The sequence below is a fragment of the Acidovorax sp. genome (assembly GCF_034519795.1).
GTDB lineage: Bacteria > Pseudomonadota > Gammaproteobacteria > Burkholderiales > Burkholderiaceae_C > Acidovorax.
On record NZ_JAXHOB010000001.1, the window covers coordinates 19,152 to 45,936 of the forward strand.

The following is a 26,785-nucleotide window of genomic DNA, read 5'->3' on the forward strand; positions in this document are numbered from 1 at the left end:
CAATGAGAGAAGGGCCCCTGCGGGCCCTTCGATGGAAGGATGGTGGCCTGCCCTGGCCTATCAGGGCGCGCTCAGCACCTGCTGGCGCTTGGTCTCGTACTCGCCCGAGGTGATCAGGTTGGCATCGCGCATCTGCTTGAGCCACTGCAGGCGCGATTCCTTCTTGCTGGCGGGCATGGGCGCGGCGGCGGCAGCGGTTGCAGCTGCAGGCGCGGGCTGGGCAGGGCTCACCACGGGCACGGTGGCGGCGGTGGGCACGCTTTGCGCTGCGGGGGCGGCTCGTGCTGCCACTGCTGCTGGTGCTGGCGGGGCAACACGGCCCACCGGCTTGGAGTCGGGCACGAACGGCATCGACACCGTGTTGGTTGCCGGGGCCGCGCCAGACCTTGGCGCGGGCGCAGTAGACGCTGGCACGAGGGCCGGTGCGGAGGCAGGTGCCGGCACGGGTGTCGCTACCAGCGCCGGTGCGGGTGCAACGGCCGTCGGTACGCCGCCCGTCGGGGCGAATGCAATGCCCGGCTTCACCGCGATCATCTTGGAGGCCAGCACCCCCTGGCGACCCCTGGCCTCGTCCGTCTGGGTGAGGTTGCTGCGTGCCTGGAACAGGCCCATCTTCACCTCTTGCCACACAAAGTAGTTCTTGGCCGCCTGCACGTCGATGCTGATGGTGGCCTGGTTCTCGGCCATCGACTCGATGGTGTACCTGCCCGGTGCCACGTTCAGGTAGAAGAAGCTCTTGGGCCCCGTGTAACCCAGGTTCTGGTTGTTGAGGTTCACCGGCATGGAGATCGCACCGCCGAACAGCTCGTCGCGGTAGATGTACAGCGAAGCCGTTTCGGCCTGTGGTGCGAACTGCTTGGCCTTGGCCTCTTGGTCCACGGAGGCCCGGGGCACCTGCGCGCAGCCCACCAAGGCCAGCGCGGCAATGAACAAGGCAAGCGCGCGAAAGTATCTCGTCAGAAAACGCATGATGGATGTTGGATTCGTTGTTGGGTGGTACTGCGCTCCCCACGCAGGCGGGCGAACCCGCCCGCGCACTCTAGCACCCGGTTGCAAACGCTTACAGCGGGGTGCAGCAACTTAGGTGCGGGTACCCATGGGCTGTGCGGTGGGCGCAACACCCCCCTTTTGGCGATTGATCAGCCAGCCTGCATGTGCGATAGCCACCGCCCCGGCGCCATGCCCACCTGCCCCTTGAAGCGCCGCGTCAGGTGGCTCTGGTCGGCAAAGCCGCAGGCCGCCGCCACATCGGCCACCGCGCCACCCTGCCGCAGGGCGGCCTGGGCCTGGCGAATACGCACCATGTTCAGGTAGGCGTGCGGCGCCATGCCAAAGGTGGCGGTGAAGGCGCGCGTCAGGTGCGCGCGCGACAGGCCGGCCTGCGTGGCCAGGGCCTGCACCGTCACGTCGTCGGCAAAGTGCGCGTCCAGGTACTCGCGCACCAGGGCCATGCGGGCGCGGCCTGTGTCAACGCCGGTGGTCGCCCAGGGCCGGCGCAACTCGCCATGCCGGCCCAGCAGCGCCACCATGGCTTCGGCCGTGCGCTCCTCGCCGTGCAGCGACTCCTGCCGCTCGGCCACCGCCGCCACGGCCTGCTGCAGCAGCAGCGCGCCCTGCGGGTCGTGCACCAGCGGCGCCTTGAAGTAGCGGGTGGCCATGCTGCTGCGGTCGTGCCCGCCACCGCCCGCCGCGCCACGGTCGCCCATCCACGCATGCACCAGCGCGGCATCCACATACAGCATGGAATAGCCGAACCCCGCCTCCGTGCCCCGGCTGCCGTCGTGCGGCTCATCGGGGTTGAACAGGATCACATCGCCCGCCAGGCTGGCATGGCGCGCGCCCCGGCAGGCAAAGGTCTGCACGCCCGAGCGCGTGACGCCAATCGAATACGTTTCGTGGCTGTGCCGCTCGAACCGGTGCTGCGTGAAATGCGCGTTGAGCAGCGTAACCCCGCCCGAGGCCAGCGGCCGCATCTCGGCCCAGTCGCGCGGGCTGGGCGACGCGGGAGATGAAGAGGAGGAAGAGGAGGAGCTTGGGTCCCCGGCATGCATGCAACAAATGTACAAGACCGCCCCGCGCCCGGTGGAGACACTTCAGGCAACCCGCCCATCCACGCGGTAATGCCAACAAACAAAGCCACCCCATGCCTGACACCACCCACACCCCCACCGCCGTCCCTGCCATCGACCTGGCCCACAAGCTCACCCAGTTCACCGACCACTGGGCCCCGCGCACCGTGGCCGAGTTCAACGGCCACGACATCATGGTCGCCAAGATCGAGGGCGAGTACCAGTGGCACAGCCACCCCGACACCGACGATTTCTTCCTCGTGCTGCAAGGCACCGTAGAGATCGACCTGCCCGGCGGCGCCCTGGTCACCCTGCACCCTGGCCAGCTCTACGTGGTGCCCAAGGGCGTGCAGCACCGCCCGCGCGCCAGTGCCGAGGCGCATATTTTGCTGATCGAATCCACCGGCACGCCCAACAGTGGCGATGCCGCCACGGCAGCGCCGCGCAGGGTGTTGTAAGCCTTGTCTCGTGCGGCCTGGCGCTGCTGCTACTACTGTCAGTCACCAAGCCCTGGCGAGCCCGCAGCCCCAAGCCATGCAGCCAGGCTGATGCGGCCTTGGCCTGCGTCGGGGGCAGTCCCTGTCGCCGCATTGGGCCGTTGACCTACGCCACGGCAACGGGGCCGCATGGATCATGAAAGTCCACCCCACCAAGAGCGGCTGTCGGCCGCTCCAATCAAGGAGACGACCATGACCCATCCCCAAAACATGACCACCCCCGACCTGAACCCCGATCCCATCACCGGCGCACCCGGTGCCCACCCCGTCGGCACCGGCATCGGCGCTGCGGGCGGTGCAGTCACCGGCGCGGCAGTCGGCTCCGTCGGCGGACCCATCGGCACTGCCGTGGGTGCAGTGGTTGGCGCTGTCGTTGGCGGCCTTGCCGGCAGGGGCGCGGCAGAAGCCGTCAACCCCACGGCCGAAGACGCCTATTGGCGCGACGCCCATGCCAAGGAGCCCTACTACTCCGACGCCTACACCTACGACGACTACGCACCCGCCTACCGCACGGGCTACCAGAGCGTGATCGACGGCCACGGCAGCTGGCAAGACGCCCGCGCCGACCTGCACCAGCGCTGGGAATCAGACCGAGCCACCAGCCGCCTGGATTGGAAGGAGGCCGAGCCCGCAGCCAAGGCCGCCTGGGAGCGCGCCGATCGCATTTGGAAGCAAACCAAGCAAGAGTAAGCACGGCTTTGCCCTCGACCGCCTGGCGTCGTTGGGACGCCTTGCACAGCGTGTGATGGCCTGAAAGGCAGGCTGGTCAGCCGATCACATCGACGACCTTGCCCGTCGAATCCTTGATGGTCGTCTTCTCCACCCGCCACTCCACCCCAGGCCGCAGCGGCAGCACATACCGGCCCTCGCGCGGCTGCAACGTTTGGGCAAACTGCTGCACGGTGGCATCGGTCAGGCGCAGCACCACGGCGCCCTCCCCTTCGCCCTGCCACTCCACCGCGTTCTGGCCATCGGTACCCGCAGGCTCCAGCAGCAACTGCCATTCATGCCCCGCCACGCGCAGCGTGCGGCCAAACGGCAGGCGCAGCGGCAGCAGGGCCACCAGCTCGTCCACCTGGCGGGCGCCCAGGGTCACCTGCGTCAGCGGCTTGCGCAGCAGGCGCTTTACCTGCTTGAGGCCCAGCACATCGGTGAACAAGAATCCGCTCGACGAGCCATCTCGCCGCAAGCCTTCATCCACCTGCTGCTTCACCGCCGGGTGGGCCAGCAGCGATGCGCGGCCCAGGTCCGTCACCCATAGCGGCATGTGCGGCAGCAGCGCATCGAGCAGATTGCGCGTGCGCCACTGCTTGGCCGCGCGCTCCTCGTCCAGCGTCAGGCCCACCACCTGCAAAAAGGCGACAGACCCATTGGGCGTGGCCAGCGGCTCGGCCAGGTCCGGGTCGGTGGCAAAGCCCATGGAGCAGATCTGCGTGGCCTGCCCCAGCGCAATGGGGCCGTTGGCGGTCATCCAATCCCCATCCCGAAACACATTGCCGCTCTGGAACACATAGCGCGCCAGGTTCTGCAGAAAGCCCAGGGCCCACATTGGGGGCTCGGCATCGGCCGCTGCCTCGGGCGCAATCGCCAGTCGGAAGGTCAGCTCGAACCCATAGCCGCTTACCTCGGGCTCATGAGACTCCTTGGCATACAGCTCGCTGAACCCATAGGTGACAAAGTGCCAGTGCGGCACCGGGTCCGTGCGCCGCCATGCGCTGATGCCGTCCAGCGGGTCTGGCCCGCCCAGCATGTACTTGATGACCGTGCCAAAGTGCTTGGGCTCCTGGCCGGGGTAGAGTTGGTCCAGGCGGGTGGAGATGGCGTCCCAGCCGGGAGAAGCGTCGTCGGTATCGTTGGTGGTAGTAGTCGGCATGTCTTGGGCAACGCAGGGAAGAGCGCATTGTGGGCGCGGAGGTTAGCTGCAAAGATTCAACGCGAGCACCGGTTACACACCCCTCCCGATGCCGGCAATTTCGCATGCGAATCACGTGAGACCGCCTGTTAGACTGACCCGATCAGTTACAAATTCGTCGGGGTTTAGTGCATGCTGAAGCTGGAAGAAATCGTTAAAGATGCTCAGATCAATGGCCTGATTCCCAACGAAGTGGTTAAGGTCGTCAATGTCGAGGAAATTGGCCCCAACGCACGCCTCGTTGCCTACCGCAACGCGCAAGGCAAGCTCGATGAACAAACCATATTCCGTCACGATGAGCACCGCCTGTCTATGGCTGTGGCGGGCAAGGCATGGGCATTCGATGCTGCTCCCGCAGCATTTAAGCTTGCGTTGGAGGCCTACCGTATAAGCCTCGCGCATCTGTTTGATCCGTTAATGGCCGTCCACACTTCTAATGTGGAGCCTTTGCCGCACCAGATCTCCGCCGTATACGAGGCCATGCTCCCACGCCAGCCATTGCGTTTTGTATTGGCTGACGACCCTGGCGCGGGCAAGACAGTGATGGCGGGTCTGCTGATTCGTGAGATGACCTTGCGTGCCGATGCACGGCGCGTCCTTATCGTCTCGCCTGGCTCCCTAACGGAGCAGTGGCAGGACGAACTGCGCGAAAAAATTTGGCCTCGACTTCGAGGCTCTTCAGTCGCGAAAAGCAGGAGCAATGCCACAGCCGCAACTATTTTGCCGAGCAAGACCGCCTGATTGTCCGCCTAGACCAACTCTCGCGTAGCGAGGAATACCAGCAGTTGTTGGCGCAGACCGAGTGGGATCTCATCGTTGTGGATGAGGCCCACAAGATGTCGGCCAACTACTTCGGCAATAAGGTCAACGAAACCGCTCGCTTTAAGCTGGGAAAATTTTTGGGCGGCATTACGCGCCACTACCTGCTGATGACTGCGACGCCGCATAACGGCAAGGAAGAGGACTTTCAACTCTTTATGTCGCTGCTCGATGGTGACCGCTTCTATGGCAAGTTTCGCGAAGGTGCCCATAAGGTGGACATCTCCGACATGATGCGCCGCATGGTCAAGGAGGAACTGCTGCGCTTTGATGGCAAGCCCTTATTTCCTGAGCGTTGTGCCTACACGGTCAACTACACGTTGTCGAATGCGGAAGTATTGCTCTACGACCAAGTCACTGACTACGTGCGCAACGAAATGGACCGTGCTGATCGACTTGAAGGCAAGCGCAAGGGCACCGTCGGCTTTGCGCTTACCCAGCTGCAGCGACGCCTAGCCTCCAGCCCGCAGGCCATCTATGTGTCGCTGTCGCGTCGACGGAAAAAGCTGGAGGCGCGCCTTGAGGAACTGCAACTCGAAGCCCGCGCCGATGTACTGCGAGAAAATCTTGGCGAATATGTTGTCAAGCGCCAAATGGACTTGCCCGACGATCTGGATGATGCTGCAGAGGAGCTCAGCGCTGAAGAATACGAAGTGGTGGCTGACCAAGTGGTGGACCAGGCTACGGCAGCCGAGACCATTCCCGAACTCCAAGCCGAAATCCTGATCCTGCGGGACCTTGAAAACGCGGCGGCATCCGTCGTGCAATCGCGCAACGACCGCAAATGGGAAGAGTTTTCTCGCCTATTGCAAGACGAGCCCGAAATGCGCACAGCAGATGGTCGTCGCCGCAAGATCATCGTCTTTACCGAGCACAGGGACACGCTCAACTATCTGCTACTGCGCATTCGCGACACGCTGGGCAGTGAACAAGCAGTGGTCACCATCCACGGTAGCGTCAACCGTGACGAAAGACGCAAGGTGCAAGAGGCGTTCCGCAACGACCCAGACGTGCTGGTGCTGTTGGCCACCGATGCGGCAGGCGAAGGCGTGAACCTGCAAAACGCCAACCTCATGGTCAACTATGACTTGCCCTGGAACCCTAATCGCATGGAGCAGCGATTTGGGCGCATCCACCGCATTGGCCAGCGCGAGGTGTGCCACCTGTGGAATCTAGTGGCCGATCAAACCCGTGAAGGTGAAGTGTTCAAATGCTTGCTTGAAAAATTGGCGGTGGAACGAGAAGCGCTGGGCGGCCGGGTATTCAACGTACTGGGTGAGGCCTTCGACAATATCTCACTCAAAGACCTACTGATAGACGCCATCCGCTATGGCGAAAAGCCCGAAACCCGCGCTCGCATGGAGCAGGTCATCGGCCAGGCGCTCGACACCCAGCATCTCAAAGACCTTATGTCTCGCAATGCGCTGGTTGAAAACCACATGAGCTTGGAAGACCTTTATGCTATTCGAGAGGAAATGGACAAAGCGGAAGCTCGCAAACTCCAACCGCACTTTATCAGCGCCTTTTTCCGCGAAGCCTTTCGCGTTGTAGGCGGCGAACTGCGTGACCGCGAGTCGGGCCGCTACGAAGTGCGCCACGTTCCGGCTGATGTTATCGAGCGCGACCGCGTCATCGGCCACACCCGCACGCCCGTGGTGAAGAAGTACGAACGCATCTGCTTTGATCGGGAGCACCGCACCGTCTATGGCAAACCTACAGCCGACTTGGTGCACCCCGGCCACCCCCTCATGGCAGCAGTGACCGATCTGGTGCTGTCCAGCCATCGCAGTTTGCTCAAACGGGGGGCCATTTTGGTGGACCCGAACGATGACAGCGTTGAACCGCGCGTGCTGTTCATGCTCGACCACAGTGTTCGCGAAACCCCAACGCCCAGCGACGGCACGCCGCGCGACGTGTCGCGCCGTTTGCAGTTTGTGGAAATGACTGCGGATGGGCAAGCCGCTCCCGCGCCGTTTGCCCGCCACCTTGACTTGGTGCCCATAGCCCCTTTGGAGGCAGCTCAGGTAGCCGACGTGTTACAGGCCGACTGGGTCACTCAGCACATCGAAGCCCGCGCTTTAGCCTATGCCGTGGAACACCTCGTTCCTGAACACACTCAAGAAATCGCCAGCCGCCGTGAGCGACAAGCTGACAAGCAGCTCGCCGCCGTTCGCGAGCGCTTGGTCAAAGAGATTCAATACTGGTCAGACCGCGCGATTCGGCTGGACATGGACGTGCGCGCAGGCAAGCAACCTCGCCTTCAACCTGAAAACGCCCGCCGCCGTGCCGAAGAGTTGAGTGCACGTCTCAAGCAGCGCACTGCCGAACTTCAAGCCATGCGCCATGTGGCATCAGGCACTCCCAATGTCATAGGCGGTGCGCTCATCATTCCCGCAGGCTTGCTCGCCCAGCGCAGCGGTGTGCCTGATTTCAGCGCAGACGCTGCAGCCCGTGCCCGCGTCGAGCGCGTTGCCATGCAAGCAGTCCTTGGCGCCGAACATGCGCTGGGTCACCGCACCAAAGACGTATCCGCAGAAAAATGCGGGTGGGACATCACTGCCTACATCGAGCAAGCGCAGGGGTTGGCGTTGGAGCGCCATATCGAAGTCAAGGGCCGGGCCAAAGGGCAAGACACCATCACAGTCACCAGCAACGAAATCCGCCATGGGCTCAACCAGAAAGACAAGTTCGTTCTGGCTGTGGTAGTGGTCAATGGAGAAAGTGCCGAGTCGGTGAACTACATTCCCATGCCTTTCACCCAAGAGCCTGACTGGGCCGAGGCCAGCAAGAACCTTGACTTGGGGTTGTTGCTAGGAAGAGCGATGGAGCCCAAGGTGTTCCATGGATAAGCAAGGTCACCAGAAAAGAGCTGTGCCCCAGACATTGCGCTCTGGGGAGCCAGGCTGGAAGTGCAATCCTGAGAGGCTTTTGCCTCGTATTATCCGTAGGTGCACAACCATAGGTCCAGAAACAGCGCTACATGTCCTCCATTCGCTCTCCCAAAAAACTAATTGAAGTCGCACTGCCATTGGACGACATCAACGTAGCTAGCGCACGCGAAAAATCCATCCGTCACGGCCACCCCAGCACCCTGCACCTGTGGTGGGCGCGCCGCCCGCTGGCCGCAGCGCGTGCGGTGATCTTCGCGCAGATGGTCAACGACCCCGGTGGCGAGCGCGGCTACTACGCGGGCAAGACGCGCGCGCAGGCAGATGCCGAGCGTGAAGAACTGTTCCAGATCATGCGCGAACTGGTGTTGTGGGAGAACACCAACAACGAAGAAGTGCTGGGCCGCGCCCGCGCCGCCGTTGCCAAGAGCTGGCGCGAAACTTGTGCGCTTAACCCCGGCAAGCCTGGCTTTGACCCCGAAGTGCTGCCAGCCTTCCACGACCCTTTTGCTGGTGGCGGAGCGCTGCCGCTGGAAGCGCAGCGCCTGGGACTGGAAAGCTACGCCAGCGACCTTAACCCTGTGGCCGTCACTATCAACAAGGCCATGATTGAGATACCGCCCAAGTTCGCGGGCCGCTCCCCGGTGGGCCAGGATTGAGGCCGGAGCGCGGCACCAAGAAGGGCACGCGCAATGCCTTTGAAGACTGGTCTGGCGCGCGTGGTTTGGCCGAAGACGTGCGTCGCTATGGCGCATGGATGCGCGAGCAGGCGCAACAACGCATCGGGCACCTGTACCCCCGCTTTCGAGTTGCTCCTGAGTTGATAGCTGCTAATGCAGGTGAAATAAGCAATGGTGGCCAAAACGACCATAAAAATGCGGGCCTAGCCAGCTTGCAGCCGGGACAAGAACTGACGGTGATCGCCTGGCTGTGGGCGCGCACGGTGAAAAGCCCCAACCCGGCGTTCAGCCATGTGGATGTGCCGCTGGCCAGCACCTTCATTTTGAGCAGCAAGGCGGGCAAAGAGACCTATGTGCAGCCGGTTATCGAGGGTGATTGCTACCGCTTTGAGGTGCTCACCGGCACGCCGCCGGAAGGGGCCAAAGCCGGAACGACGGCTGGCAAACGTGCTGCATTCATTTGCCTACTTTCTGGCTCACCAATTGACTATAAATACATCCGCGCGGAAGGCAGCGCTGGGACGGATGGGACAAAGGCTGATGGCCATCGTGGCGGAGGGCGCAAGAGGGCGTGTGTATCTAGCCCCGACCAGCGAACACATTGGAATTGCCGAAAGTGCCCAGCCCGTATGGTCACCCGAAATGGATTTGCCGAACAACCCGCGCGACTTCAAAACGCCCAACTACGGATTGACCAAGTTCGGCGACCTATTCACCCCACGCCAACTGGTGGCGCTGACCACGTTTTCCGACCTGGTGCCCGAAGCCACCACCCGCATCCGCGCCGATGCCCTGACCGCAGGCATGGCCGACGATGGCCGAGGTCTGGATGCTGGGGGCAATGGAGCCACGGCGTATGCGGAGGCGGTTTCGCTGTTCATGGCCTTTGCAATCAGTCGATCCGCAGACCGTGGTTCTTCAATTTGCTCATGGGACAGTAGCCCTAAGATGGAAGCCTTGCGCAATACGTTTGGCCGACAAGCGGTGCCCATGACGTGGGACTTTGCAGAAGGCAATCCGTTTTCTGATTCCAGTGGAAATTGGACTTTCAACGTTGAATGGGGTGCAAAAGCGATAGGCTCGTTTCCAGCCAGTGCGGCGGGCACAGCCACCCAATCCGACGCCCAGTCTCAAACCATCAGCGCGAACAAAGTCATTTCCACCGACCCGCCGTATTACGACAACATCGGCTATGCCGACCTGTCCGACTTCTTCTATGTCTGGCTGCGTCGCAGTTTGCGCCCCATATTTCCCAATCTCTACGCCACGTTGGCCGTGCCCAAGGCCGAAGAGCTGATTGCCACGCCCTACCGCCACGGTAGCAAGCAGGCCGCCGAGGTCTTTTTTCTCGACGGCATGACCGCAGCCATGCATAACCTGGCCGCGCAGGCGCACCCAGCGTTTCCGGTCACTATTTACTACGCCTTCAAGCAAAGCGACACCTCTGAGGTGACGGCACCCACAGCACCGGCTGGGAAACTTTTCTCCAAGCGGTTTTGCGCGCAGGCTTCGCCCTCACCGGCACCTGGCCCATGCGCACCGAATTGAGCAACCGCATGATCGGCTCGGGCGCCAACGCCCTGGCGTCCAGCATCGTGTTGGTGTGTCGTCAACGCGATGCCAGTGCCGAAACGATCAGCCGCCGCGAGTTCCAGCGCCAGTTGCGTGAGCACCTGCCCGAAGCGCTGGAAACCATGATTGGCGGCACCAGCGGCCAAAGCCCGATTGCTCCGGTGGATTTGGCACAGGCGGCCATTGGCCCCGGCATGGCGATTTACAGCCAATACGCGGGCGTGCTGAACCAGGACGGCACACCCATGCGCGTGCACGACGCGCTGGTGCTCATCAACCGCGAAATCACCGAGTACCTGACGCCCGACGCGGGTAGCTTTGATGCTGACACGTTGTTTGCCAACGGCTGGTTTGAGCAATATGGCTGGGCCGAAGGCCCATTTGGGGAAGCCAACGTGCTCGCACAGGCCAAGGGCACCAGCGTCGCCGGCGTGACCCAGACGGGCGTGGTGCAAAGCGGCGCAGGCAAGGTGCGCCTGTTGCGCTGGACCGAATACGAAGCAGGCTGGGACCCGCGCGGCGATGACCCGTGCCCCGGTGTGGGAGGCCACGCACCACTTGATCCGCGCCCTGAACACCCAGGGCGAAAGCGCTGCCGGCGCCCTGCTGGCCGCCATGCCCGACAAGGCGAGCCGAGCCGGTGCGCCAACTGGCATACCACCTGTATACCCTGTGCGAGCGCAAGAAGTGGGCGGAGGAAGCGCGGGCGTACAACGAGCTGATTACCGCCTGGCATGCGGTGGTGCAAGCCAGCCGCGAGGAAGGGCCGCGCGGGGAGCAGTTGGGGTTTGATGCCTGAAGATGCTGTAAGGAACAAAAATGCTCAAAACACTCAAGGTCAACAACTTCACTGTGTTTGACAACGTGGAGTTCGAGTTCTCGCCTGGGCTCAATGTGATCGTAGGTGAGAACGGTGCGGGCAAGACACATGTGCTCAAGCTGGGGTATCTGTTTTCGCGGGCTTGGCCAGATTTAACCAGCGAGCGCTTGGCTGTGAATAATGATCGAGTTGAATCATATTTAGAGAAGCGTTTGGCAGATCTCTTTCAGGTAAATGATCTTTCCGCATTATTGAAATTTCGCTCGAAGGGCGGGGCGAGCATTGAAGCACATATGTCGTGGCTTGTGTCCTCCACTAAGATTCCAATGCCATGGAAGGTTGAAATTCAGCAGCGTGGTCATAAAACTAAGCTTTCAGTCTTAGAGTTCACCCTGGATGTGATGTACGCGAGAGAGCGGGGGGCTTCGTTCCCTCATCAGGTATTAGTGCCAAGTAAAGAAATTGTCTCTTTATTCAATGGATTTATCGGTATTTACGATAAATATAAAAACTTCCCCCTGGATGTCAGCTATCGCGACTTAGTCGCCGCCATGTCCACCCTAGAACTGCGCGATAGCCCTTCCTTGATGTCGAATGCCGTGCAACGAATGCAGGGCCTGCTGGACGGAGAATTAAAGCTGGAGAAGGGCGAATTGGTATTTGAGCGAAGGGATGGCTCCCTGATGGGCATTCCTCTCATGGCCGAGGGCTATCGCAAGTTGGCCATGCTGATCTATTTACTACGCTATGGTGTGATAGAGCGGGGCGCCACCCTGTTCTGGGACGAGCCGGAATCCAATCTGAATCCAGCTGCGTTGAAGTTGTTGGCAGAGGCTTTGTATACACTGGCAAATTCGGACGTGCAGGTCGTAGTGGCCACACATAGCCTATTTCTGTTGCGCGAGTTTGAAATTTTGCAAACGCGTTCTTTGCATGATCGAAGTAGCGCGTTGCCGTGCAGGTATTTTGGCCTGGGCCGCCAGGAGAATAATGGTTCCGTTACAGTCAGTCAAGGGGCGGATGTTGCAGATATTAACCCCTTGATATTGCTGGATGAAAATCTTCTTCAATCTGATCGGTATATGGCTGCGGAGAGCTTGCATGACCGTGATTGAAAACTTTATTCAAGAAGACCGACTGATATTTAAATTTCCCGCACAGGCTATGTCCAGTAAATACGATAATTGGTCACATTATAGAAATCAATTTAATAGTGCGTTTGGTGGCACCAAAGCTGTTGACATGGTTTATGCGGCGGAAGATATCGCATGGCTCATCGAAGTAAAGGACTATCGTGTCAATTCACGCACCAAGGCTATTGATCTGGCCGATGAAGTAGCTTTGAAGGTGCGCGACACGTTAGCGGGATTGGTGTCAGCACGTCTCCACGCCAATGACGCCGACGAAAAGCGCGTAGCGGAAGCACTGCTGCGCAAGCGTCACTTGCGGGTTGTGCTACACCTGGAGAATCCTCGCAGTCTTTCACGGCTGCAGCCAAATTTGATCGAACCAGTCACGGTGTTGCAAAAGCTAAAGCAGTTGATCCGCTCGGTTGATCCGCATCCTTACGTTGTGAACCAGGATTCCATCAAGCCCGGCATGAACTGGACGGTACAGGGATAAGAGAATGACCATCAAACCCTGGCGCGAAGTCGCCCACCCCCACAAGGACGTGCTGGAAGGCACGTTCAAGCAAAGTGAATTCGCTGCTGACATCTCGCAAGTCCACGCAGGCACGGCGGAGCCCGAATACCAGGACGCCGAAAAGTTCTTTGCCCGTACCTTCATCACCGAGGGCATGCGGCTGCTGCTGCAAAGCGTGGCAGAGCGGCTGTCGGGCCGGGGGGGCGATCCGGTCATCCAGTTGCAGACGGCCTTTGGCGGCGGCAAGACGCACACACTGCTGGCGGTGTACCACCTGGCCAGCCGCCAGTGCCCCACGGAGCGGCTGGCAGGCATTCCGCCAATTCTGGATGCGGCGGGCATTGCCTCGCTGCCGCAGGCGCGGGTGGCGGTGATCGATGGCATCAAGTTCTCGCCCAGCCTGCCGCGCAGCCATGCTGGCACCACGGTGAACACGCTGTGGGGCGACCTGGCGGTGCAACTGCAGGGGGCCGAGGGCTATGCGTTGCTGGCCGATGCCGATCAGGCGGGCACCTCCCCCGGCAAAGACGTGCTGACGACGCTGTTGCAACGCGCAGCGCCGTGCGTGGTGCTGCTGGATGAGCTGGTGGCTTATGTGCGGCAGTTGGAGCCGGGCAAGAGCTACCCTGGCGGCACGTTTGACAGCAATATCACCTTCATTCAGGCGCTGACAGAGGCGATGAAGAGCGTGCCCAACGCCATCTTGCTGGCATCGCTACCGCAATCTGAGACCGAGTCGGCGGGTACTCAGGGCCAGCGCGCGCTGGATGTGCTGGAGAAGTATTTTGGCCGTGTAGAGTCGGTGTGGAAGCCAGTGGCAGCAGAAGAGGCATTCGAGATTGTGCGTAGGCGCCTGTTCGACACTGTTGGCGACCCGACCCAGGTGCGTGCCACGGCTCGGGCGTATGGTGAGTTGTATCGGCAGAACCCTACCAAGTTTCCTGCCGAGACACAGGAGGCGCGCTACGAGGAGCGGATTGCACATGCCTACCCGATTCATCCGGAGATATTTGACCGGTTGTACGAGGATTGGTCCACGCTGGACAAGTTTCAGCGCACGCGCGGGGTGTTGCAATACATGGCAATCGTCATCCACCGGCTGTGGAATAGCAATGACAAAGACCCGATCATCATGCCGGGCTCGCTGCCGCTAGACGACGCGGTGGTGCGCAACAAGAGCATCCACTACCTGCCCAACGGCTGGGAGCCGGTGATTGAACGCGAAATAGATGGCCCGCGTTCTGCTGCGGCCGACATAGACGGGCATGACACCCGCTTTGGCAGCGTGCAGGCCGCACGGCGTGTGGCGCGCACCATCTTCTTGGGCAGTGCGCCATCGAACGCAGCGCAGACCGTGCGTGGCATTCGGGTGGATGGCATCTTGCTTGGCGCCATGCAGCCGGGGCAGTCGGTGGGCACATATGAGGATGTCATCAAGCGCCTGCGTGACCGGCTGCACTACCTGTACGGCGAAAAAGACAGCTATTGGTTTGACACGCGCCCCAACTTGCGACGCGAAATGGAAAGCCGCAAGGCCAACCTGAAAGACGTGGACGACGTGCTGCCGCTGCTGCGCGACCGCGTGGGTCGGGTGTTTTCCAAGGGCAACCACTTTGCGGGCATCCATTTTTTCACACCGTCTGCCGATGTGCCCGACGACTTTGGCCTGGGGCCACGACTGGTGGTGTTGCCGCCCAATGCAGGTTACCGCAAGCAAGATGAATCATTGGCCTTGCTGGCTGCCACTGAAGTGCTGGAAAAAGCGGGGCGATGCGCCACGGCTCAAACGCAACCGCCTGATTTTCCTGGCGCCCGACGGTGATGCCGTACAGCGCCTGCGCGATGCTGCGCGAACCTATCTGGCATGGAAGTCCATTGTGGAAGACGTGCAGAACCGCCGCATCGATCTGGGTACGTACCAGGCCGATCAGGCCAAACGCGCCATGGATGGTGCCGAAGACGGCGTCAAGCAGATGGTGCGCGAGACCTATCGCTGGCTGATGGTGCCAACCGAGGAAATGGTGCGGGGCAAGCTGGCGTTGCGCTGGGAGGCTGTGGCCCTGTCCGCAGCGGCGCCAAGCCTGATTGACGCAATAGAAAATAAGCTCAAAGAGGAGGAGTGGCTAGTCAGCGCGTGGTCGCCCGTGCATCTGAACCGCATGCTGAACTTGTGGTACTTCAAGGATGGCGTATCCGAGGTATCGGCCTTGAAGGTCTGGCAGGATAGTTGCCAGTATTTGTACCTGCCGCGTCTGCTGAACGGTGATGTTTTCGCTCAGGCGGTTACAGCTGGCTGCGCTAGTCGCGATGGTTTTGGCTATGCCGCAGCCAAGGATGGTGATCGCTGGCTGGGCTTTGTGTTTGGCCAGTCTGCACTCGTAACGATGGACAGCGACAGCCTGCTTATCAGTCATGACGCAGCCGTTGAACACCAGCAAGGCTTGGACGCGAAGCAGCGCGAGCAAGCCGCCGCACTGGCTACTGCTGCGAGCAGTTCGTCGTCGGCTTCAACTGGAGCTGGTACTTCGCAAGGGGAGCCTCACGCCGGACGAGAGGATTCTTCTGGGTCAACAAATGCCGCTGCAGTGCAGCCCAAGCGCTTTTTCGGTATCGGGAAAGTTGATGCTACGACTGCGACCATGGACTTCTCCACCATTGTGAATGAGGTGATTCAGCACTTCGCTGCAAAGACGGGTGTTGAAGTAACTATCACGGTGGAGATAGAGGCGCGCAGTGCGCAAGGATTTGATCCGGCACTGCAGCGTACAGTAAAGGAAAACTGCGCTGTGCTAGGAATTCGACCAGAGTTTCTGTAGACGGCTTCTGGGGCAGGCAATCACTCAGTAGGTTTGCCTCCCCATAAGCTTCGCCTGCTAGGAAGTCGTGCTGCGCATTTTGGCGCGCCAAGAAGATGGTCCTTCATGCGCACCTTAGCGGTTGTGCGCGGAGTTGCCGTAGACGCTTGGCGTGCACTCTCAATCTGATGTTGGCGCGGCCTATTGCTCGCTGTACTTGCGATTGCTACCCCGCGCCTGATCCGCAGGGTATTTCTGCTCGTTGATCTCCACCTTGGCATTCGCCGCCTCGATCAGATCCACATCCAGCGCCGTAGCCATCTGCACCAGGTACAGCAGCACATCCGCCATCTCATGCGCAACGGCCTGCTTCTTGTCCGTTGGCAGGTGGCGGCTCTGCTCCTCGGTCAGCCACTGAAAGTGCTCCAGCAGTTCGCCGGCCTCCACGATAAGGGCCGAGGCTAAATTCTTGGGCGAATGGAACTGGCCCCAGTCGCGCTGCTGCGCGAAGTCCTGCAGGCGCAGGGCCAGTTGCTGGAGTGATTTGGGGTCCTGGGATTGGGATACGTTGGGTGACACGTTTGACTGCAGCGGCATTGGCTGATCAGATCAATGGCTTGGTGGCAGGGAGTTCGCGTGAGCGCGCGATGTCCAACTCGGCATCGCCGGTGCCTGGCAAGGCAAGAAGGTCCGCGATGGTTTGGCGGCCACTGCTCAGGGCCTGGTACATCCCATAGCCCATGAGCACATGGGTGGTACGGCCTTGGTCTGTAATGAAAACAGGCCCATTGTTTGCGGCCAGCAATGCCTTGCTCGCGGCCTGGTCGAATTCCTGGCTGGGTACGACAGTAATCGTCATGCCTGCGCCTCCTTTATGACCCAAGCTGCAGATGGTGGTGCGGGCGGTAAGGGCAAGGCCCTACCTGCCCATCACACGTCGATGTTGCCAGCCCGCAGCGCGTTCGTCTCGATGAAGTCCCGCCGCGGCTCCACCTCGTCGCCCATGAGCATGGTGAACACGCGATCCGCCTCGATGGCGTCGTCGATCTGCACGCGCAGCAGGCGGCGCACGGTGGGGTCCATCGTCGTTTCCCACAGCTGCTCGGGGTTCATCTCGCCCAGGCCCTTGTAGCGCTGGCGGCTGGTGCTGCGCTCGGCTTCGCTGATGAGCCACTTCATGGCCTGGCGGAAGTCACCGACCTTTTCTTCCTTCTGCTTTTCGCCCTCGCCGCGCATGGCCTTGGCGCCTTCGCCCAGCAGGCCGCGGAAGGTCTCGGCAGCTTCGGCCAGGGCCTGGTAGTCGGCGCCGTGCACAAAGTCCTGCGTGATCACGCTGCTCTTGATGTTGCCGTGGTGGCGGCGGCTGATGCGCAGGATGGGCTTGTCGGTGCGGGCGTCGAATTCGCCGGCCACTTCGGCGGGCGCGCCGGTGGTGTTCAGCTCGCGCAGCTTGGCCTGCAGGGCCACGGCGCTGGCCTCGGCCTCGGCCACGGTGTCGAGCTTCAGGCTCACGCTGTCGGCAATGGCGCGCAGGGCTTCGGTGTCCATGAAGTTGCCCAGGCGGTTGATCACGCTCTCGGCCACCTGGTGCTTGCGCGCCAGTTCGCCCAGGGTCTCGCCGGCCAGCAGCTGCGGGTTGGCACCGCCGGTGCTCACGCTGGCGTGGTTCAGCGCAATGCGCAGCAAGAAGCCGTCGAGCGCGGGCGCGTCCTTCAGGTACAGCTCTTCCTTGCCGGCCTTCACCTTGTACAGCGGTGGCTGGGCAATGTAGATGTGGCCGCGTTCCACCAGCTCGGGCATCTGGCGGTAGAAGAAGGTGAGCAGCAGGGTGCGGATGTGGGCGCCGTCAACGTCCGCATCGGTCATGATGATGATGCGGTGGTAGCGCAGCTTGGCCACGTCGAAGTCATCGCCGCCGGTGGTGCCGCCGGCCTTGCCGATGCCGGTGCCCAGGGCGGTGATCAGCGTCAAAATTTCGTTGCTGGTCAGCAGCTTTTCGTAGCGGGCCTTTTCCACGTTCAGGATCTTGCCGCGCAGCGGCAAGATGGCCTGGAACTTGCGGTCGCGCCCCTGCTTGGCAGAGCCACCGGCGGAGTCACCCTCCACGATGTAGATCTCGCACAGGGCCGGGTCTTTTTCCTGGCAGTCGGCCAGCTTGCCGGGCAGGCCCATGCCGTCGAGCACGCCCTTGCGGCGGGTCATTTCGCGGGCCTTGCGGGCGGCTTCGCGGGCGCGGGCGGCCTCCACGATCTTGCCGCAGATGATCTTGGCGTCGGCCGGGCGCTCCTGCAGGTAGTCGGTGAGCAGCTTGCCCACGATGTCTTCCACGGGGGCGCGCACTTCGCTCGATACCAGCTTGTCCTTGGTCTGGCTGCTGAACTTGGGCTCGGGCACCTTCACGCTCAGCACGCAGCACAGGCCTTCACGCATGTCGTCGCCGGTGACTTCGACCTTGGCCTTTTTGGCAAATTCGTGCTCTTCGATGTACTTGTTGATGACGCGGGTCATCGCGGCGCGCAGGCCGGTCAGGTGGGTGCCGCCGTCCCGCTGGGGGATGTTGTTGGTGAAGCACAGCACCTGCTCGCTGTAGGCGCTGTTCCACTGCATGGCCACTTCCACGCCGATGTGCGTGCCGGGGATGCCGCCGTAGGTTTCGGCCGGGCGCTCGCCTGCGGCGTAGAACGAGTTGGGGTGCAGTACCGTCTTGCCCTTGTTGATGAACTCGACAAAACCGCGCACGCCGCCGGCGCCCGAGAAGTCGTCTTCCTTGCCGGTGCGCTCGTCCTTGAGGCGAATGCGCACGCCGTTGTTCAGGAAGGACAGTTCACGCAGGCGCTTGGCCAGGATCTCGTAGTGGTAGTCGTTGTTCTCTTTGAAGATCTCGGTGTCGGGCAGAAAGTGCACCTCGGTGCCGCGCTTTTCGGTCTCGCCGGTCACCTTCATGGGGCTCACTTCGAAGCCGTCCACGGTGTCGAGCAGGCGGTCTTGCACAAAGCCGCGCGCAAACTCGATCTGGTGTACCTTGCCTTCGCGGCGCACGGTCAGGCGCAGCCATTTGGAGAGGGCGTTCACGCAGCTCACGCCCACGCCGTGCAGGCCGCCCGATACCTTGTAGCTGTTCTGGTTGAACTTGCCGCCGGCGTGCAGTTCGGTCAGCGCGATTTCGGCGGCGCTGCGCTTGGGCTCGTGCTTGTCGTCCATCTTCACCCCGGTTGGGATGCCGCGGCCGTTGTCGGTCACGCTGATGGAGTTGTCGGAATGAATTGTGACGACGATGTCGTCACAATGTCCGGCCAGGGCCTCGTCGATGGAGTTGTCCACGACCTCGAACACCAGGTGGTGCAGGCCGGTGCCGTCGCTCGTGTCGCCGATGTACATGCCGGGGCGCTTGCGCACGGCCTCCAGGCCTTCGAGGATGGTGATGGAGCCTTCGCCGTAGCTTTCGCTGGCGCCGGCCTGGTTGGTGTCGATCTTGTGCGGAACGGGCTCACCAGTGCCGGTAGGTTCTTCTGGCTCGGGCAGGTTGTTGTCAGCGGTCATGGTGGCCTTGGGGTCCGGGGAAGCCGGGGTGGGCTTCCGATATCTGTCAATAAGGTTCAAATAGTGCTCTGATTCCCATCAGATGGGGTCAGTTAGCTATCAATTCAATAGCTCGCGAGGGTGCCCGCCGGGGTGCAGCGGGCACGGCGCAGGGCTAGATGCGCATCGGCATCACCACGTACTTGAAGCTTTCGTTGTCGGGGATGGTCAAGAGCGCAGAGCTGTTGCCGTCCGAGAGCTCCACCTTCACCATGTCCTGGCCCATGTTGGCCAGGGCGTCGATCAGGTAGGTCACGTTGAAGCCGATCTCGATGGTGTCGCCACCGTAGTCGATGTCGAGCTCGTCCACGGCCTCTTCCTGCTCGGCGTTGTTGGACGCCACGCGCAGGGTGCCGGGCTCCAGGTTCAGGCGCACGCCCTTGAACTTGTCGCTGGTCATGATGGCCGTGCGTTGCAGGCTGGCCAGCAGCGGGGCGCGGCCCAGGGTGATGCTGTTCTTGTGGTTCTTGGGGATGACGCGGTTGTAGTCAGGGAACTTGCCCTCGACCAGCTTGGTCACGAACTCCATGCCGCCAAAGGTGAACTTGGCCTGGTTGTTGGCAAACTGCATCTCGATGTGGGGCTGGTTCTCGCCGCCGGCGTCGGACAGCAGGCGCTGCAGTTCGATCACGGTCTTGCGCGGCAGGATGACTTCCTGCTTGGGCACTTCCACATCGAGCGTGGCGCTGGCAAACGCCAGGCGGTGGCCGTCGGTGGCCACCAGGCTCAGCTGCTTGCCCTCGGCCACGAAGAGGATGCCGTTCAGGTAGTAGCGAATGTCCTGCACCGCCATGGCAAACGACACCTGGCCCAGCAGGTCCTTGAGCGTCTTTTGCGGCACGGCGAACACGGGGCCGAAGGCGGCAGATTCCTGCACCAGCGGGAAGTCCTCGGCCGGCAGGCTTTGCAGGGTGAAGCGGCTCTTGCCACCCTTCAAGATCAGCTTGGACTGGGAGGATTCGAGGCTCACCGTCTGGTCGCTGGGCATGGTGCGCAGGATGTCGATGAGCTTGCGCGCACCCACGGTGGTGGTGAAGTCGCCCGTGTCGCCACCCAGCTCTGCGGTGGTGCGGATCTGGATCTCGAGGTCGCTGGTCGTCAGCTGCAGCGCGTTGCCGGTCTTGCGGATCAACACGTTGGCCAGGATGGGCAAGGTGTGGCGGCGCTCCACGATGCCAGCCACCGATTGCAGAACCGCGAGTACCTTGTCTTGTGTTGCCTTCAGGACGATCATGTCATCAACCCCTTGCTTGTGGATCTTTTTTGGAACGGTGCGGGCAGCGGCACGGGTTGTGCCCCCCAGCTGCCCATAACCCCCCCATTTTGCCTTGTAAGGACGTGTTTGCCGTGGCACCAGAGCGCCGAACAAGTTCTTACATCAAAGGCCGAGGGGGAACGCACGGTGGCTTAGCCCTTCAACGTCTGTTCCAGCACGTGCAGCTGCTGGTTCAGCTCGGTGAGCTGCTGGCGCTCGCCGGAAATCTTGCGCACGGCGTGCAGCACGGTGGTGTGGTCGCGGCCGCCGAAGAGCTCGCCGATCTCGGGCAGGCTCTTTTGCGTCAGCTCCTTGGCCAGGTACATCGCAATCTGGCGCGGGCGGGCAATGCTGGCCGGGCGCTTCTTGCTGTACATGTCGGCCACCTTGATCTTGTAGTAGTCGGCAACGGTCTTCTGGATGTTCTCGACCGAGATCTGGCGGTTCTGGATGGACAGCAGGTCGCGCAGCGCCTCGCGGGCCAGCTGGATGGAAATCTCTTTCTGGTTGAAGCGCGAGTACGCCAGGATCTTGCGCAGTGCGCCTTCGAGCTCGCGCACGTTGGAGCGCACGTTCTTGGCCACGAAGAAGGCGACTTCCTCGGGCATCTCGGTGCCTTCCACGCGGGCCTTGTTGATCAAGATGGCCACGCGCATCTCGAGTTCGGGCGGCTCGATGGCGACCGTGAGGCCCGAGTCGAAGCGCGAGACCAGCCGCTCGTGGATGTTGGCCAGGCCCTTGGGGTAGGTGTCGCTGGTCATCACGATGTGGCTCTTCTTGGCCAGCAGGGCTTCGAAGGCGTTGAAGAATTCTTCCTGCGTGCGGTCTTTGTTGGCAAAGAACTGCACGTCGTCGATGAGCAGCAGGTCGAGCGAGTGGTAGCGTTCCTTGAACTCGTCGAAGGTGCGGCGCTGGTAGGCCTTAACCACATCCGACACGAACTGCTCGGCATGGATGTAGAGAACTTTGGCGTCGGTCTTGTCGGCCAGCAGACGGTTGCCCACAGCGTGCACCAGGTGGGTCTTGCCCAGGCCCACGCCGCCGTAGATGAACAGCGGGTTGTACAGGTGGCCGGGCATGCCCGCCACGTGCATGGCGGCCGAGCGGGCCATGCGGTTGGCCGTGCCCTCGACCAGGGTTTCGAAGGTGAGGCCGGCGTTCAGGCGGTTGCGGAAGGCGCCAGCCGATTCGTCGGGGGGGCTGCTGGCGCTGTTGCCGTTGCCAGAGCTGTTGTTGTGGCTGCTGCCCTGCCCCTGGCCTTGCTGGTCGTTGTGCGAAACCGGGGTCTGCGTGCCCGACGCATTGGGGCGCACGTAGGTACGGGTAACGGCTTCACGCTGAGCAAGCGCTAACTCCAGTGTGACGGGCTGGCCGTACAGGTCTTCGAGCAGCAGCGAGATGCGCTTGGCGTACTGGGCACGGATCCAGTCGAGCTTGAAGCGGTTGGCGACGAACAGGGTCACCTTGGAGAAGTCTTCAGCCACCTGCGCCACCAGGGGCTTGATCCAGGTGTTGAACTGCTGCTCTGGCAGGTCTTGCGCCAGTTGTTCTAGGCAGGCCTGCCACAGGCTCTGGCCTGCGTCGGCCCCGGGGTTGGATGCGGAGCTGCTGGAAGGTTCCTCGGTCATTTATCGGTGATTCTTTTTGTGGATAGGAGGAACGGTGCTGGGCCGGGCATTGTAGCTTGTCAAGGAGTTATCCACAATTTGAAAAGCCGGTTTCTCCCATGGGATCGGGCCCCTGCGGTGGGCCCGGAAATGGCATTTTGAACCCCTGATTCCAGCGCGCCACAGGGTCTTCCCTGTCGCAGGCATTGCCAGCGGGCCACAAGCCTGCGATAATTTTGGGTTTCCCTGAATGTGTTCAGGGCGATTAGACCGGGCGTGCCGTTATTTCTGCGCAGCAGTCCGGAACTGAACCTCAAGGAATAGAGCACCATGAAACGTACTTACCAGCCCTCCAAGACCCGCCGCGCCCGCACCCACGGTTTCCTCGTCCGCATGAAGACCCGCGGTGGCCGCGCCGTCATCAACGCACGCCGCGCCAAGGGCCGCAAGCGCCTGGCCGTCTAAGGCCGGCGCGGTCCTGGGCCTGCACCCCGGTTTGCACCGTCAGGTACCAAACGGGGGCGCTTGAAGCATGCAACGGCTGAAAACCCGTCCGCAGTTCCAGGCCGCCATGGCGGGGGGCACTGTTTCCCGTACCGCCCATTTTGCGCTGCACCGCCTGGTGCTGGGCGCCGACGGCACTGCCACGACTGGCGGTGCCGTTGTTGCGTCTGGCGCCAGCGCCCCGGCAGCCCCGGCGCAGCCAGCTGCATCGGCATCCCCCGCAGGGCCCGGCGTTTCGCCGCAGGCCCTGTTTGCCATGGCCGACGAGGTCTGGCTGGGGGCCATGGTGCCCAAGCGCTGGGCGCGCCGCGCGGTTACGCGCAACACCATCAAGCGGCAGATCTACACCGTGGGCGCCACCTTCGAGGCGCGCCTGCCCCAGGCTGCCCATGTGGTGCGCCTGCGCAGCACCTTCGACCGCAAGCAGTTCATCAGCGCCACGTCCGACCAGCTCAAAGAGGCGGTGCGGGCCGAGTTGCTGCAGCTGTTCGGTTACGCTGCCAGGCGTTCGGGCACGGGCACGGGCCAGGGCGGCGAAGGCAAGGGCGGTAGCAGAAGCGACAAAAGCCCCAGCGCGCCGCGGGTGTCGGCGGTTGCGCCATGATGCGTGCGCTGCTCATCGGGGTGGTCAAGGGCTACCGCCTGTTTTTGAGCCCCTGGCTGGGCTCGGCCTGCCGCTTCGAGCCGACCTGCTCCGTCTATTCGCTGCAGGCGCTGGAGCAGCATGGCGCTGCGGCCGGCAGTTATCTCACGGTGCGCAGGCTGGTACGCTGCCACCCCTGGTGTGACGGGGGCCATGACCCGGTCCCGCAGGAGCTGCCGCGCAGCATGCGGCTTTTCTCGCGGTTCACTCCGCCATCGTCCACCACTCCAACATCCTCACCAAAGAAGTCTTCATGAACGACATTCGCCGCACCATACTGTGGGTGATTTTTGGCTTTTCCATGGTTCTGCTGTGGGACAAGTGGCAATTGCACAATGGCAACAAGGCCACCTTCTTCCCCACCGCCGCCCCCGTGGTCGCGCCTGCACCTGCGGGCACTGCCTCGGCTTCGGCCGGCGCTGCGAGCGTGCCTTCCGCGACCGGCACCCCTGTGGCCTCCGCCGCGAGCCAGGGCGCAGCGGCCGTGCCTGGTCAGCCAGCCCCCACGGCAGCGCCTGCCACGCGTGAGCGCGTGCAGGTGACGACCGACGTCTACCGCCTCACCTTCGACAGCGAAGGCGGCTCGCTGACGCATGCCGAACTGCTCAAGCACGCCGACATCGGCGACAAGAGCGGCAAGAACTTCCTGCTGCTGGACGAAAGCGCGAACCGCGTGTACGTGGCGCAGACCGGCCTGATCGGCGGCGCCTTCCCCACCCACAAGACGCTGATGACGGCCGTGGCCGGCCCGCGCGAGCTCAAGGACGGGCAGGACGAGCTGTCCATCCGCTTCGAGTCGCCCGAGCAGGGCGGCGTGAAGCTGGTCAAGACCTGGACCGTGAAGCGCGGCCAGTACGACATCGCCGTCAAGCACGAAGTGGTGAACACCGGCACGGCCCCCGTGTCGCCCGAGCTGTACCTGCAGCTGGTGCGCGACGGCAACAAGCCGCCAGGCGAGTCGTCGTTCTACTCCACCTTCACCGGCCCTGCGGTCTACACCGAGGCCAAGAAGTACCAGAAGGTCGAGTTCAAGGACGTCGAGGCTGGCAAGGTCGATATCCAGAAGGACTCCACCAACGGCTACGTGGCCATGGTGCAGCATTACTTCGCCACGGCCTGGCTGCTGGCCGATGGCGTGCCGCGCAACCTGTTCATGCGCAAGGTGGACACCAACCTGTACTCGGTGGGCATGATCACCCAGCTGGGCGCCATCGCCCCCGGCGCCAGCAAGACGCTGGACGCGCGCCTGTTCGCCGGCCCCCAGGTCGAGAAGACCCTGGAAACCCTGAGCCCCGGCCTGGAGCTGGTCAAGGACTATGGCTGGCTGACCATCCTGTCCAAGCCGCTGTACTGGCTGCTGGACCAGCTGCACAAGATCCTGGGCAACTGGGGCTGGGCCATCGTGGCCCTGGTGCTGCTGCTCAAGATCGCCTTCTACTGGCTCAACGCCAAGGCCTATTCGAGCATGGCCAAGATGAAGGCCATCAACCCCAAGATCATGGAGATGCGCGAGCGCCTGAAGGACAAGCCGCAGCAGATGCAGCAGGAGATGATGCGCATCTACCGCGAGGAGAAGGTCAACCCCATGGGTGGCTGCTTCCCCATCATGATCCAGATCCCGGTGTTCATCGCCCTGTACTGGGTGCTGCTGTCGAGCGTGGAAATGCGCAACGCACCCTGGGTGCTGTGGATCCACGACCTGTCGGCACCGGACCCGTTCTTCATTTTGCCGCTGCTGATGACCGTCAGCTCGCTGCTGCAGACGGCCCTGAACCCCGCGCCACCGGACCCGCTGCAGGCCAAGATGATGTGGTTCATGCCGCTGATCTTCAGCGTGATGTTCTTCTTCTTCCCGGCCGGCCTGGTGCTGTACTGGCTGACGAACAACATTTTGTCGATCGCGCAACAGTGGCTCATCAACACCCGCATGGGCGTGCCACCGCAGTTCAACCTGCCCAAGTTCAAGTGATCACCGCCTGATCGCTGACTGACCCCGAAAGGCCGCGCAAGCGGCCTTTTTCAATCCATACCGCTAAAGTCACCCCATGCTTGCCCGCCACTCCGACCCCATCGTTGCCATTGCCACTGCCCCGGGGCGCGGCGCCGTGGGCATCGTGCGCGTGTCCGGCAAGGGCATTGCGCCGCTGGTGCAGGCCCTGTGCGGGCGCGACCTGCGCCCGCGCGAGGCGCACTACCTGCCGTTTCGCGATGCCGATGGCCAGGCTATCGACCGGGGGCTGGCGCTGTACTTTCCGGCGCCGCATTCGTACACCGGTGAAGACGTGCTGGAGCTGCAGGCCCATGGTGGCCCCGTGGTGCTGCAGCTGCTGGTGGCGCGCTGCCTGGAGGCCGCAGCCGCCGTGCAGGCCGAGGGGGGCCCCGCCGTGCTGGCCGGCCTGCGCGTGGCCGAGCCCGGGGAGTTCACCGAGCGCGCCTTTCTCAACGACAAGATCGACCTGGCCCAGGCCGAGGCGATCGCCGACCTGATCGACGCCTCCACCTCGGCGGCGGCGCGCAGTGCGAGCCGCTCGCTCACGGGCGCTTTCTCGAACGAGATCCACGCGCTGCGCGATGCGCTGGTCCACCTGCGCATGCTGGTGGAGGCGACGCTGGACTTCCCCGAGGAGGACATCGACTTCTTGAAGCAGGCCGATGCCCAGGGCCAGCTCGACCGGCTGCAGCAGACCCTGGCGCGTGTGCGCCAGCGCGCGCAGCAGGGCGCGCTGCTGCGCGAGGGCATCAAGGTGGTGATCGCCGGCCAGCCCAACGCGGGCAAGAGCTCGCTGCTCAACGCGCTGGCCGGGGCGGAGCTGGCCATCGTGACCCCGATTGCCGGCACCACGCGCGACAAGGTGCAGCAGACCATCCAGATCGAGGGCGTGCCGCTGCACGTGATCGATACCGCCGGCCTGCGCGACAGTGAGGACGAGGTGGAGCGAATCGGCATCGCCCGCGCCTGGGACGAGATCGCCGGGGCCGATGCGGTGCTGTTCCTGCACGACCTGTCGCGTGCGCACACGGCCGCCTATGCCGAGAGCGATGCCGCCATCGGAGCCGACATGGAGCAGCGCCTGCCGGCCTCGGTGCCGGTGATCGACGTGTGGAACAAGATCGACTGCGTGGACGAGGCCACGGCCACTTTGCCGCACGGCCCAGGGCGTTCGGTGCAGCTGTCGGCCCGCACGGGCGCGGGGCTGGATGTGCTGCGCCGCACGCTGCTCACGGTGGCCGGCTGGCAGTCGGCGCCCGAGGGCGTGTACATCGCCCGCGCCCGCCATGTGCAGGCGCTGCAGGCCGTGGCCGCGCACCTGGACGAAGCGCACATGCAGTTACAGGCACGGGCCCCGGCCCTTGACATCCTGGCCGAGGAATTGCGCCTGGCGCAAAACGCGCTCGGGGCCATTACCGGCGAGTTCACTTCCGATGACCTGCTGGGCGTGATTTTTTCGAGCTTTTGCATCGGCAAGTAGCGCGCTGCGGCGTTCTGCACGCTTTCTTTTG

The 26,785-nt window shown here is 62.6% G+C and carries 24 protein-coding genes; 16 read left to right on the plus strand and 8 right to left on the minus strand.

What is annotated here, in order from left to right:
- Nucleotides 1-60: 60 nt before the first annotated feature.
- The gene (locus U5N23_RS00115; RefSeq protein WP_322590847.1) at nucleotides 61-969 is read right to left on the minus strand and encodes a DUF2846 domain-containing protein; all 909 of its coding nucleotides are present in this window, start codon (nucleotides 967-969) and stop codon (nucleotides 61-63) included.
- A 170-nt stretch (nucleotides 970-1,139) separates the two neighbouring features.
- A complete protein-coding gene (locus tag U5N23_RS00120) occupies nucleotides 1,140-2,051 on the minus strand; it encodes an AraC family transcriptional regulator (RefSeq protein ID WP_322590848.1) in 912 nt (303 codons plus the stop codon).
- A gap of 92 nt (nucleotides 2,052-2,143) precedes the next feature.
- Here U5N23_RS00120 and U5N23_RS00125 point away from each other — a divergent pair, with 92 nt between their 5' ends.
- Both U5N23_RS00125 and U5N23_RS00130 read left to right on the plus strand, forming a co-directional pair.
- On the plus strand, nucleotides 2,144-2,527 hold the full coding sequence (locus tag U5N23_RS00125; RefSeq protein WP_322590849.1) for a cupin domain-containing protein: 384 nt from the start codon (nucleotides 2,144-2,146) through the stop codon (nucleotides 2,525-2,527).
- Between the two features lie 231 nt (nucleotides 2,528-2,758).
- Entirely contained in the window at nucleotides 2,759-3,256 is a 498-nt protein-coding gene (locus U5N23_RS00130; RefSeq protein ID WP_322590850.1) for a hypothetical protein, read from the plus strand.
- Nucleotides 3,257-3,332: 76 nt separating this feature from the next.
- On the opposite strand, the gene U5N23_RS00135 is transcribed toward U5N23_RS00130, so the two are convergent.
- The gene (locus U5N23_RS00135; protein ID WP_322590851.1) at nucleotides 3,333-4,439 is read right to left on the minus strand and encodes a suppressor of fused domain protein; all 1,107 of its coding nucleotides are present in this window, start codon (nucleotides 4,437-4,439) and stop codon (nucleotides 3,333-3,335) included.
- Between the two features lie 171 nt (nucleotides 4,440-4,610).
- Here U5N23_RS00135 and U5N23_RS00140 point away from each other — a divergent pair, with 171 nt between their 5' ends.
- The 9 genes from U5N23_RS00140 to U5N23_RS00180 all read left to right on the plus strand — a co-directional run bounded on the left by U5N23_RS00140 (nucleotide 4,611) and on the right by U5N23_RS00180 (nucleotide 15,717).
- Nucleotides 4,611-5,219 (plus strand): SNF2-related protein, encoded by a 609-nt coding sequence (locus U5N23_RS00140; protein WP_322590852.1) that lies wholly within the window; start codon nucleotides 4,611-4,613, stop codon nucleotides 5,217-5,219.
- Nucleotides 5,135-8,146 (plus strand): helicase-related protein, encoded by a 3,012-nt coding sequence (locus U5N23_RS00145; RefSeq protein WP_322590853.1) that lies wholly within the window; start codon nucleotides 5,135-5,137, stop codon nucleotides 8,144-8,146. Before U5N23_RS00140 ends, U5N23_RS00145 begins: the two co-directional genes overlap by 85 nt.
- 131 nt (nucleotides 8,147-8,277) lie before the next feature.
- Nucleotides 8,278-8,844: a DUF1156 domain-containing protein gene (locus U5N23_RS00150; protein WP_322590854.1), complete on the plus strand. Its 567-nt coding sequence runs from the start codon at nucleotides 8,278-8,280 to the stop codon at nucleotides 8,842-8,844.
- Between the two features lie 663 nt (nucleotides 8,845-9,507).
- The gene (locus tag U5N23_RS00155) at nucleotides 9,508-10,413 is read left to right on the plus strand and encodes a hypothetical protein (RefSeq protein ID WP_322590855.1); all 906 of its coding nucleotides are present in this window, start codon (nucleotides 9,508-9,510) and stop codon (nucleotides 10,411-10,413) included.
- Nucleotides 10,398-11,159, plus strand: coding sequence for a hypothetical protein (locus U5N23_RS00160; protein WP_322590856.1), 762 nt, complete (start codon nucleotides 10,398-10,400; stop codon nucleotides 11,157-11,159). Before U5N23_RS00155 ends, U5N23_RS00160 begins: the two co-directional genes overlap by 16 nt.
- Before the next feature lie 97 nt (nucleotides 11,160-11,256).
- Nucleotides 11,257-12,372, plus strand: a complete 1,116-nt coding sequence (locus U5N23_RS00165; RefSeq protein ID WP_322590857.1) for an AAA family ATPase — start codon at nucleotides 11,257-11,259, stop codon at nucleotides 12,370-12,372.
- On the plus strand, nucleotides 12,359-12,880 hold the full coding sequence (locus U5N23_RS00170) for a hypothetical protein (RefSeq protein WP_322590858.1): 522 nt from the start codon (nucleotides 12,359-12,361) through the stop codon (nucleotides 12,878-12,880). Before U5N23_RS00165 ends, U5N23_RS00170 begins: the two co-directional genes overlap by 14 nt.
- A gap of 4 nt (nucleotides 12,881-12,884) precedes the next feature.
- Nucleotides 12,885-14,723, plus strand: a complete 1,839-nt coding sequence (locus U5N23_RS00175) for an ATP-binding protein (RefSeq protein WP_322590859.1) — start codon at nucleotides 12,885-12,887, stop codon at nucleotides 14,721-14,723.
- 55 nt (nucleotides 14,724-14,778) lie between these two features.
- Nucleotides 14,779-15,717, plus strand: a complete 939-nt coding sequence (locus U5N23_RS00180; RefSeq protein ID WP_322590860.1) for a hypothetical protein — start codon at nucleotides 14,779-14,781, stop codon at nucleotides 15,715-15,717.
- A 180-nt stretch (nucleotides 15,718-15,897) separates the two neighbouring features.
- On the opposite strand, the gene U5N23_RS00185 is transcribed toward U5N23_RS00180, so the two are convergent.
- From U5N23_RS00185 to dnaA, 5 genes are all read right to left on the minus strand, one after another.
- Nucleotides 15,898-16,275, minus strand: a complete 378-nt coding sequence (locus tag U5N23_RS00185) for a nucleotide pyrophosphohydrolase (RefSeq protein WP_322590861.1) — start codon at nucleotides 16,273-16,275, stop codon at nucleotides 15,898-15,900.
- Nucleotides 16,276-16,300: 25 nt separating this feature from the next.
- Nucleotides 16,301-16,555, minus strand: a complete 255-nt coding sequence (locus U5N23_RS00190) for a type II toxin-antitoxin system Phd/YefM family antitoxin (protein ID WP_322590862.1) — start codon at nucleotides 16,553-16,555, stop codon at nucleotides 16,301-16,303.
- Nucleotides 16,556-16,626: 71 nt separating this feature from the next.
- Nucleotides 16,627-19,236, minus strand: coding sequence for a DNA topoisomerase (ATP-hydrolyzing) subunit B (gyrB, locus tag U5N23_RS00195; protein WP_322590863.1), 2,610 nt, complete (start codon nucleotides 19,234-19,236; stop codon nucleotides 16,627-16,629).
- A gap of 154 nt (nucleotides 19,237-19,390) precedes the next feature.
- Nucleotides 19,391-20,509 carry a DNA polymerase III subunit beta gene (gene dnaN, locus U5N23_RS00200; RefSeq protein WP_322590864.1) on the minus strand — a complete coding sequence of 373 codons (1,119 nt, stop codon included), beginning with the start codon at nucleotides 20,507-20,509 and terminating at the stop codon, nucleotides 19,391-19,393.
- Between the two features lie 173 nt (nucleotides 20,510-20,682).
- Entirely contained in the window at nucleotides 20,683-22,158 is a 1,476-nt protein-coding gene (dnaA, locus tag U5N23_RS00205; RefSeq protein WP_322590865.1) for a chromosomal replication initiator protein DnaA, read from the minus strand.
- Nucleotides 22,159-22,467: 309 nt separating this feature from the next.
- Between dnaA and rpmH the strand changes: the two genes are divergently transcribed.
- From rpmH to mnmE, 5 genes are all read left to right on the plus strand, one after another.
- Nucleotides 22,468-22,602, plus strand: coding sequence for a 50S ribosomal protein L34 (gene rpmH / locus U5N23_RS00210; protein ID WP_005798102.1), 135 nt, complete (start codon nucleotides 22,468-22,470; stop codon nucleotides 22,600-22,602).
- A gap of 67 nt (nucleotides 22,603-22,669) precedes the next feature.
- Complete coding sequence (locus tag U5N23_RS00215) at nucleotides 22,670-23,245, plus strand: ribonuclease P protein component (RefSeq protein WP_322590866.1); 576 nt, start codon at nucleotides 22,670-22,672, stop codon at nucleotides 23,243-23,245.
- Nucleotides 23,242-23,541 (plus strand): membrane protein insertion efficiency factor YidD, encoded by a 300-nt coding sequence (gene yidD, locus U5N23_RS00220; protein WP_322590867.1) that lies wholly within the window; start codon nucleotides 23,242-23,244, stop codon nucleotides 23,539-23,541. The genes U5N23_RS00215 and yidD overlap by 4 nt, the downstream gene beginning before the upstream one ends.
- Complete coding sequence (gene yidC, locus U5N23_RS00225; protein ID WP_322590868.1) at nucleotides 23,538-25,253, plus strand: membrane protein insertase YidC; 1,716 nt, start codon at nucleotides 23,538-23,540, stop codon at nucleotides 25,251-25,253. The genes yidD and yidC overlap by 4 nt, the downstream gene beginning before the upstream one ends.
- A 76-nt stretch (nucleotides 25,254-25,329) precedes the next feature.
- Complete coding sequence (mnmE, locus tag U5N23_RS00230) at nucleotides 25,330-26,754, plus strand: tRNA uridine-5-carboxymethylaminomethyl(34) synthesis GTPase MnmE (RefSeq protein ID WP_322590869.1); 1,425 nt, start codon at nucleotides 25,330-25,332, stop codon at nucleotides 26,752-26,754.
- The last annotated feature ends 31 nt before the right edge of the window (nucleotides 26,755-26,785 follow it).

Coding starts and splice junctions, on each gene's coding strand:
- U5N23_RS00115 (WP_322590847.1), bottom strand. CDS start 969: ATGCGTTTTCTGACGAGATACTTTCGCGCGCTTGCCTTGTTCATTGCC.
- U5N23_RS00120 (WP_322590848.1), bottom strand. CDS start 2,051: ATGCATGCCGGGGACCCAAGCTCCTCCTCTTCCTCCTCTTCATCTCCC.
- U5N23_RS00125 (WP_322590849.1), top strand. CDS start 2,144: ATGCCTGACACCACCCACACCCCCACCGCCGTCCCTGCCATCGACCTG.
- U5N23_RS00130 (WP_322590850.1), top strand. CDS start 2,759: ATGACCCATCCCCAAAACATGACCACCCCCGACCTGAACCCCGATCCC.
- U5N23_RS00135 (WP_322590851.1), bottom strand. CDS start 4,439: ATGCCGACTACTACCACCAACGATACCGACGACGCTTCTCCCGGCTGG.
- U5N23_RS00140 (WP_322590852.1), top strand. CDS start 4,611: ATGCTGAAGCTGGAAGAAATCGTTAAAGATGCTCAGATCAATGGCCTG.
- U5N23_RS00150 (WP_322590854.1), top strand. CDS start 8,278: ATGTCCTCCATTCGCTCTCCCAAAAAACTAATTGAAGTCGCACTGCCA.
- U5N23_RS00155 (WP_322590855.1), top strand. CDS start 9,508: ATGGATTTGCCGAACAACCCGCGCGACTTCAAAACGCCCAACTACGGA.
- U5N23_RS00160 (WP_322590856.1), top strand. CDS start 10,398: ATGCGCACCGAATTGAGCAACCGCATGATCGGCTCGGGCGCCAACGCC.
- U5N23_RS00165 (WP_322590857.1), top strand. CDS start 11,257: ATGCTCAAAACACTCAAGGTCAACAACTTCACTGTGTTTGACAACGTG.
- U5N23_RS00170 (WP_322590858.1), top strand. CDS start 12,359: ATGACCGTGATTGAAAACTTTATTCAAGAAGACCGACTGATATTTAAA.
- U5N23_RS00175 (WP_322590859.1), top strand. CDS start 12,885: ATGACCATCAAACCCTGGCGCGAAGTCGCCCACCCCCACAAGGACGTG.
- U5N23_RS00190 (WP_322590862.1), bottom strand. CDS start 16,555: ATGACGATTACTGTCGTACCCAGCCAGGAATTCGACCAGGCCGCGAGC.
- gyrB (WP_322590863.1), bottom strand. CDS start 19,236: ATGACCGCTGACAACAACCTGCCCGAGCCAGAAGAACCTACCGGCACT.
- dnaN (WP_322590864.1), bottom strand. CDS start 20,509: ATGATCGTCCTGAAGGCAACACAAGACAAGGTACTCGCGGTTCTGCAA.
- dnaA (WP_322590865.1), bottom strand. CDS start 22,158: ATGACCGAGGAACCTTCCAGCAGCTCCGCATCCAACCCCGGGGCCGAC.
- rpmH (WP_005798102.1), top strand. CDS start 22,468: ATGAAACGTACTTACCAGCCCTCCAAGACCCGCCGCGCCCGCACCCAC.
- U5N23_RS00215 (WP_322590866.1), top strand. CDS start 22,670: ATGCAACGGCTGAAAACCCGTCCGCAGTTCCAGGCCGCCATGGCGGGG.
- yidD (WP_322590867.1), top strand. CDS start 23,242: ATGATGCGTGCGCTGCTCATCGGGGTGGTCAAGGGCTACCGCCTGTTT.
- yidC (WP_322590868.1), top strand. CDS start 23,538: ATGAACGACATTCGCCGCACCATACTGTGGGTGATTTTTGGCTTTTCC.
- mnmE (WP_322590869.1), top strand. CDS start 25,330: ATGCTTGCCCGCCACTCCGACCCCATCGTTGCCATTGCCACTGCCCCG.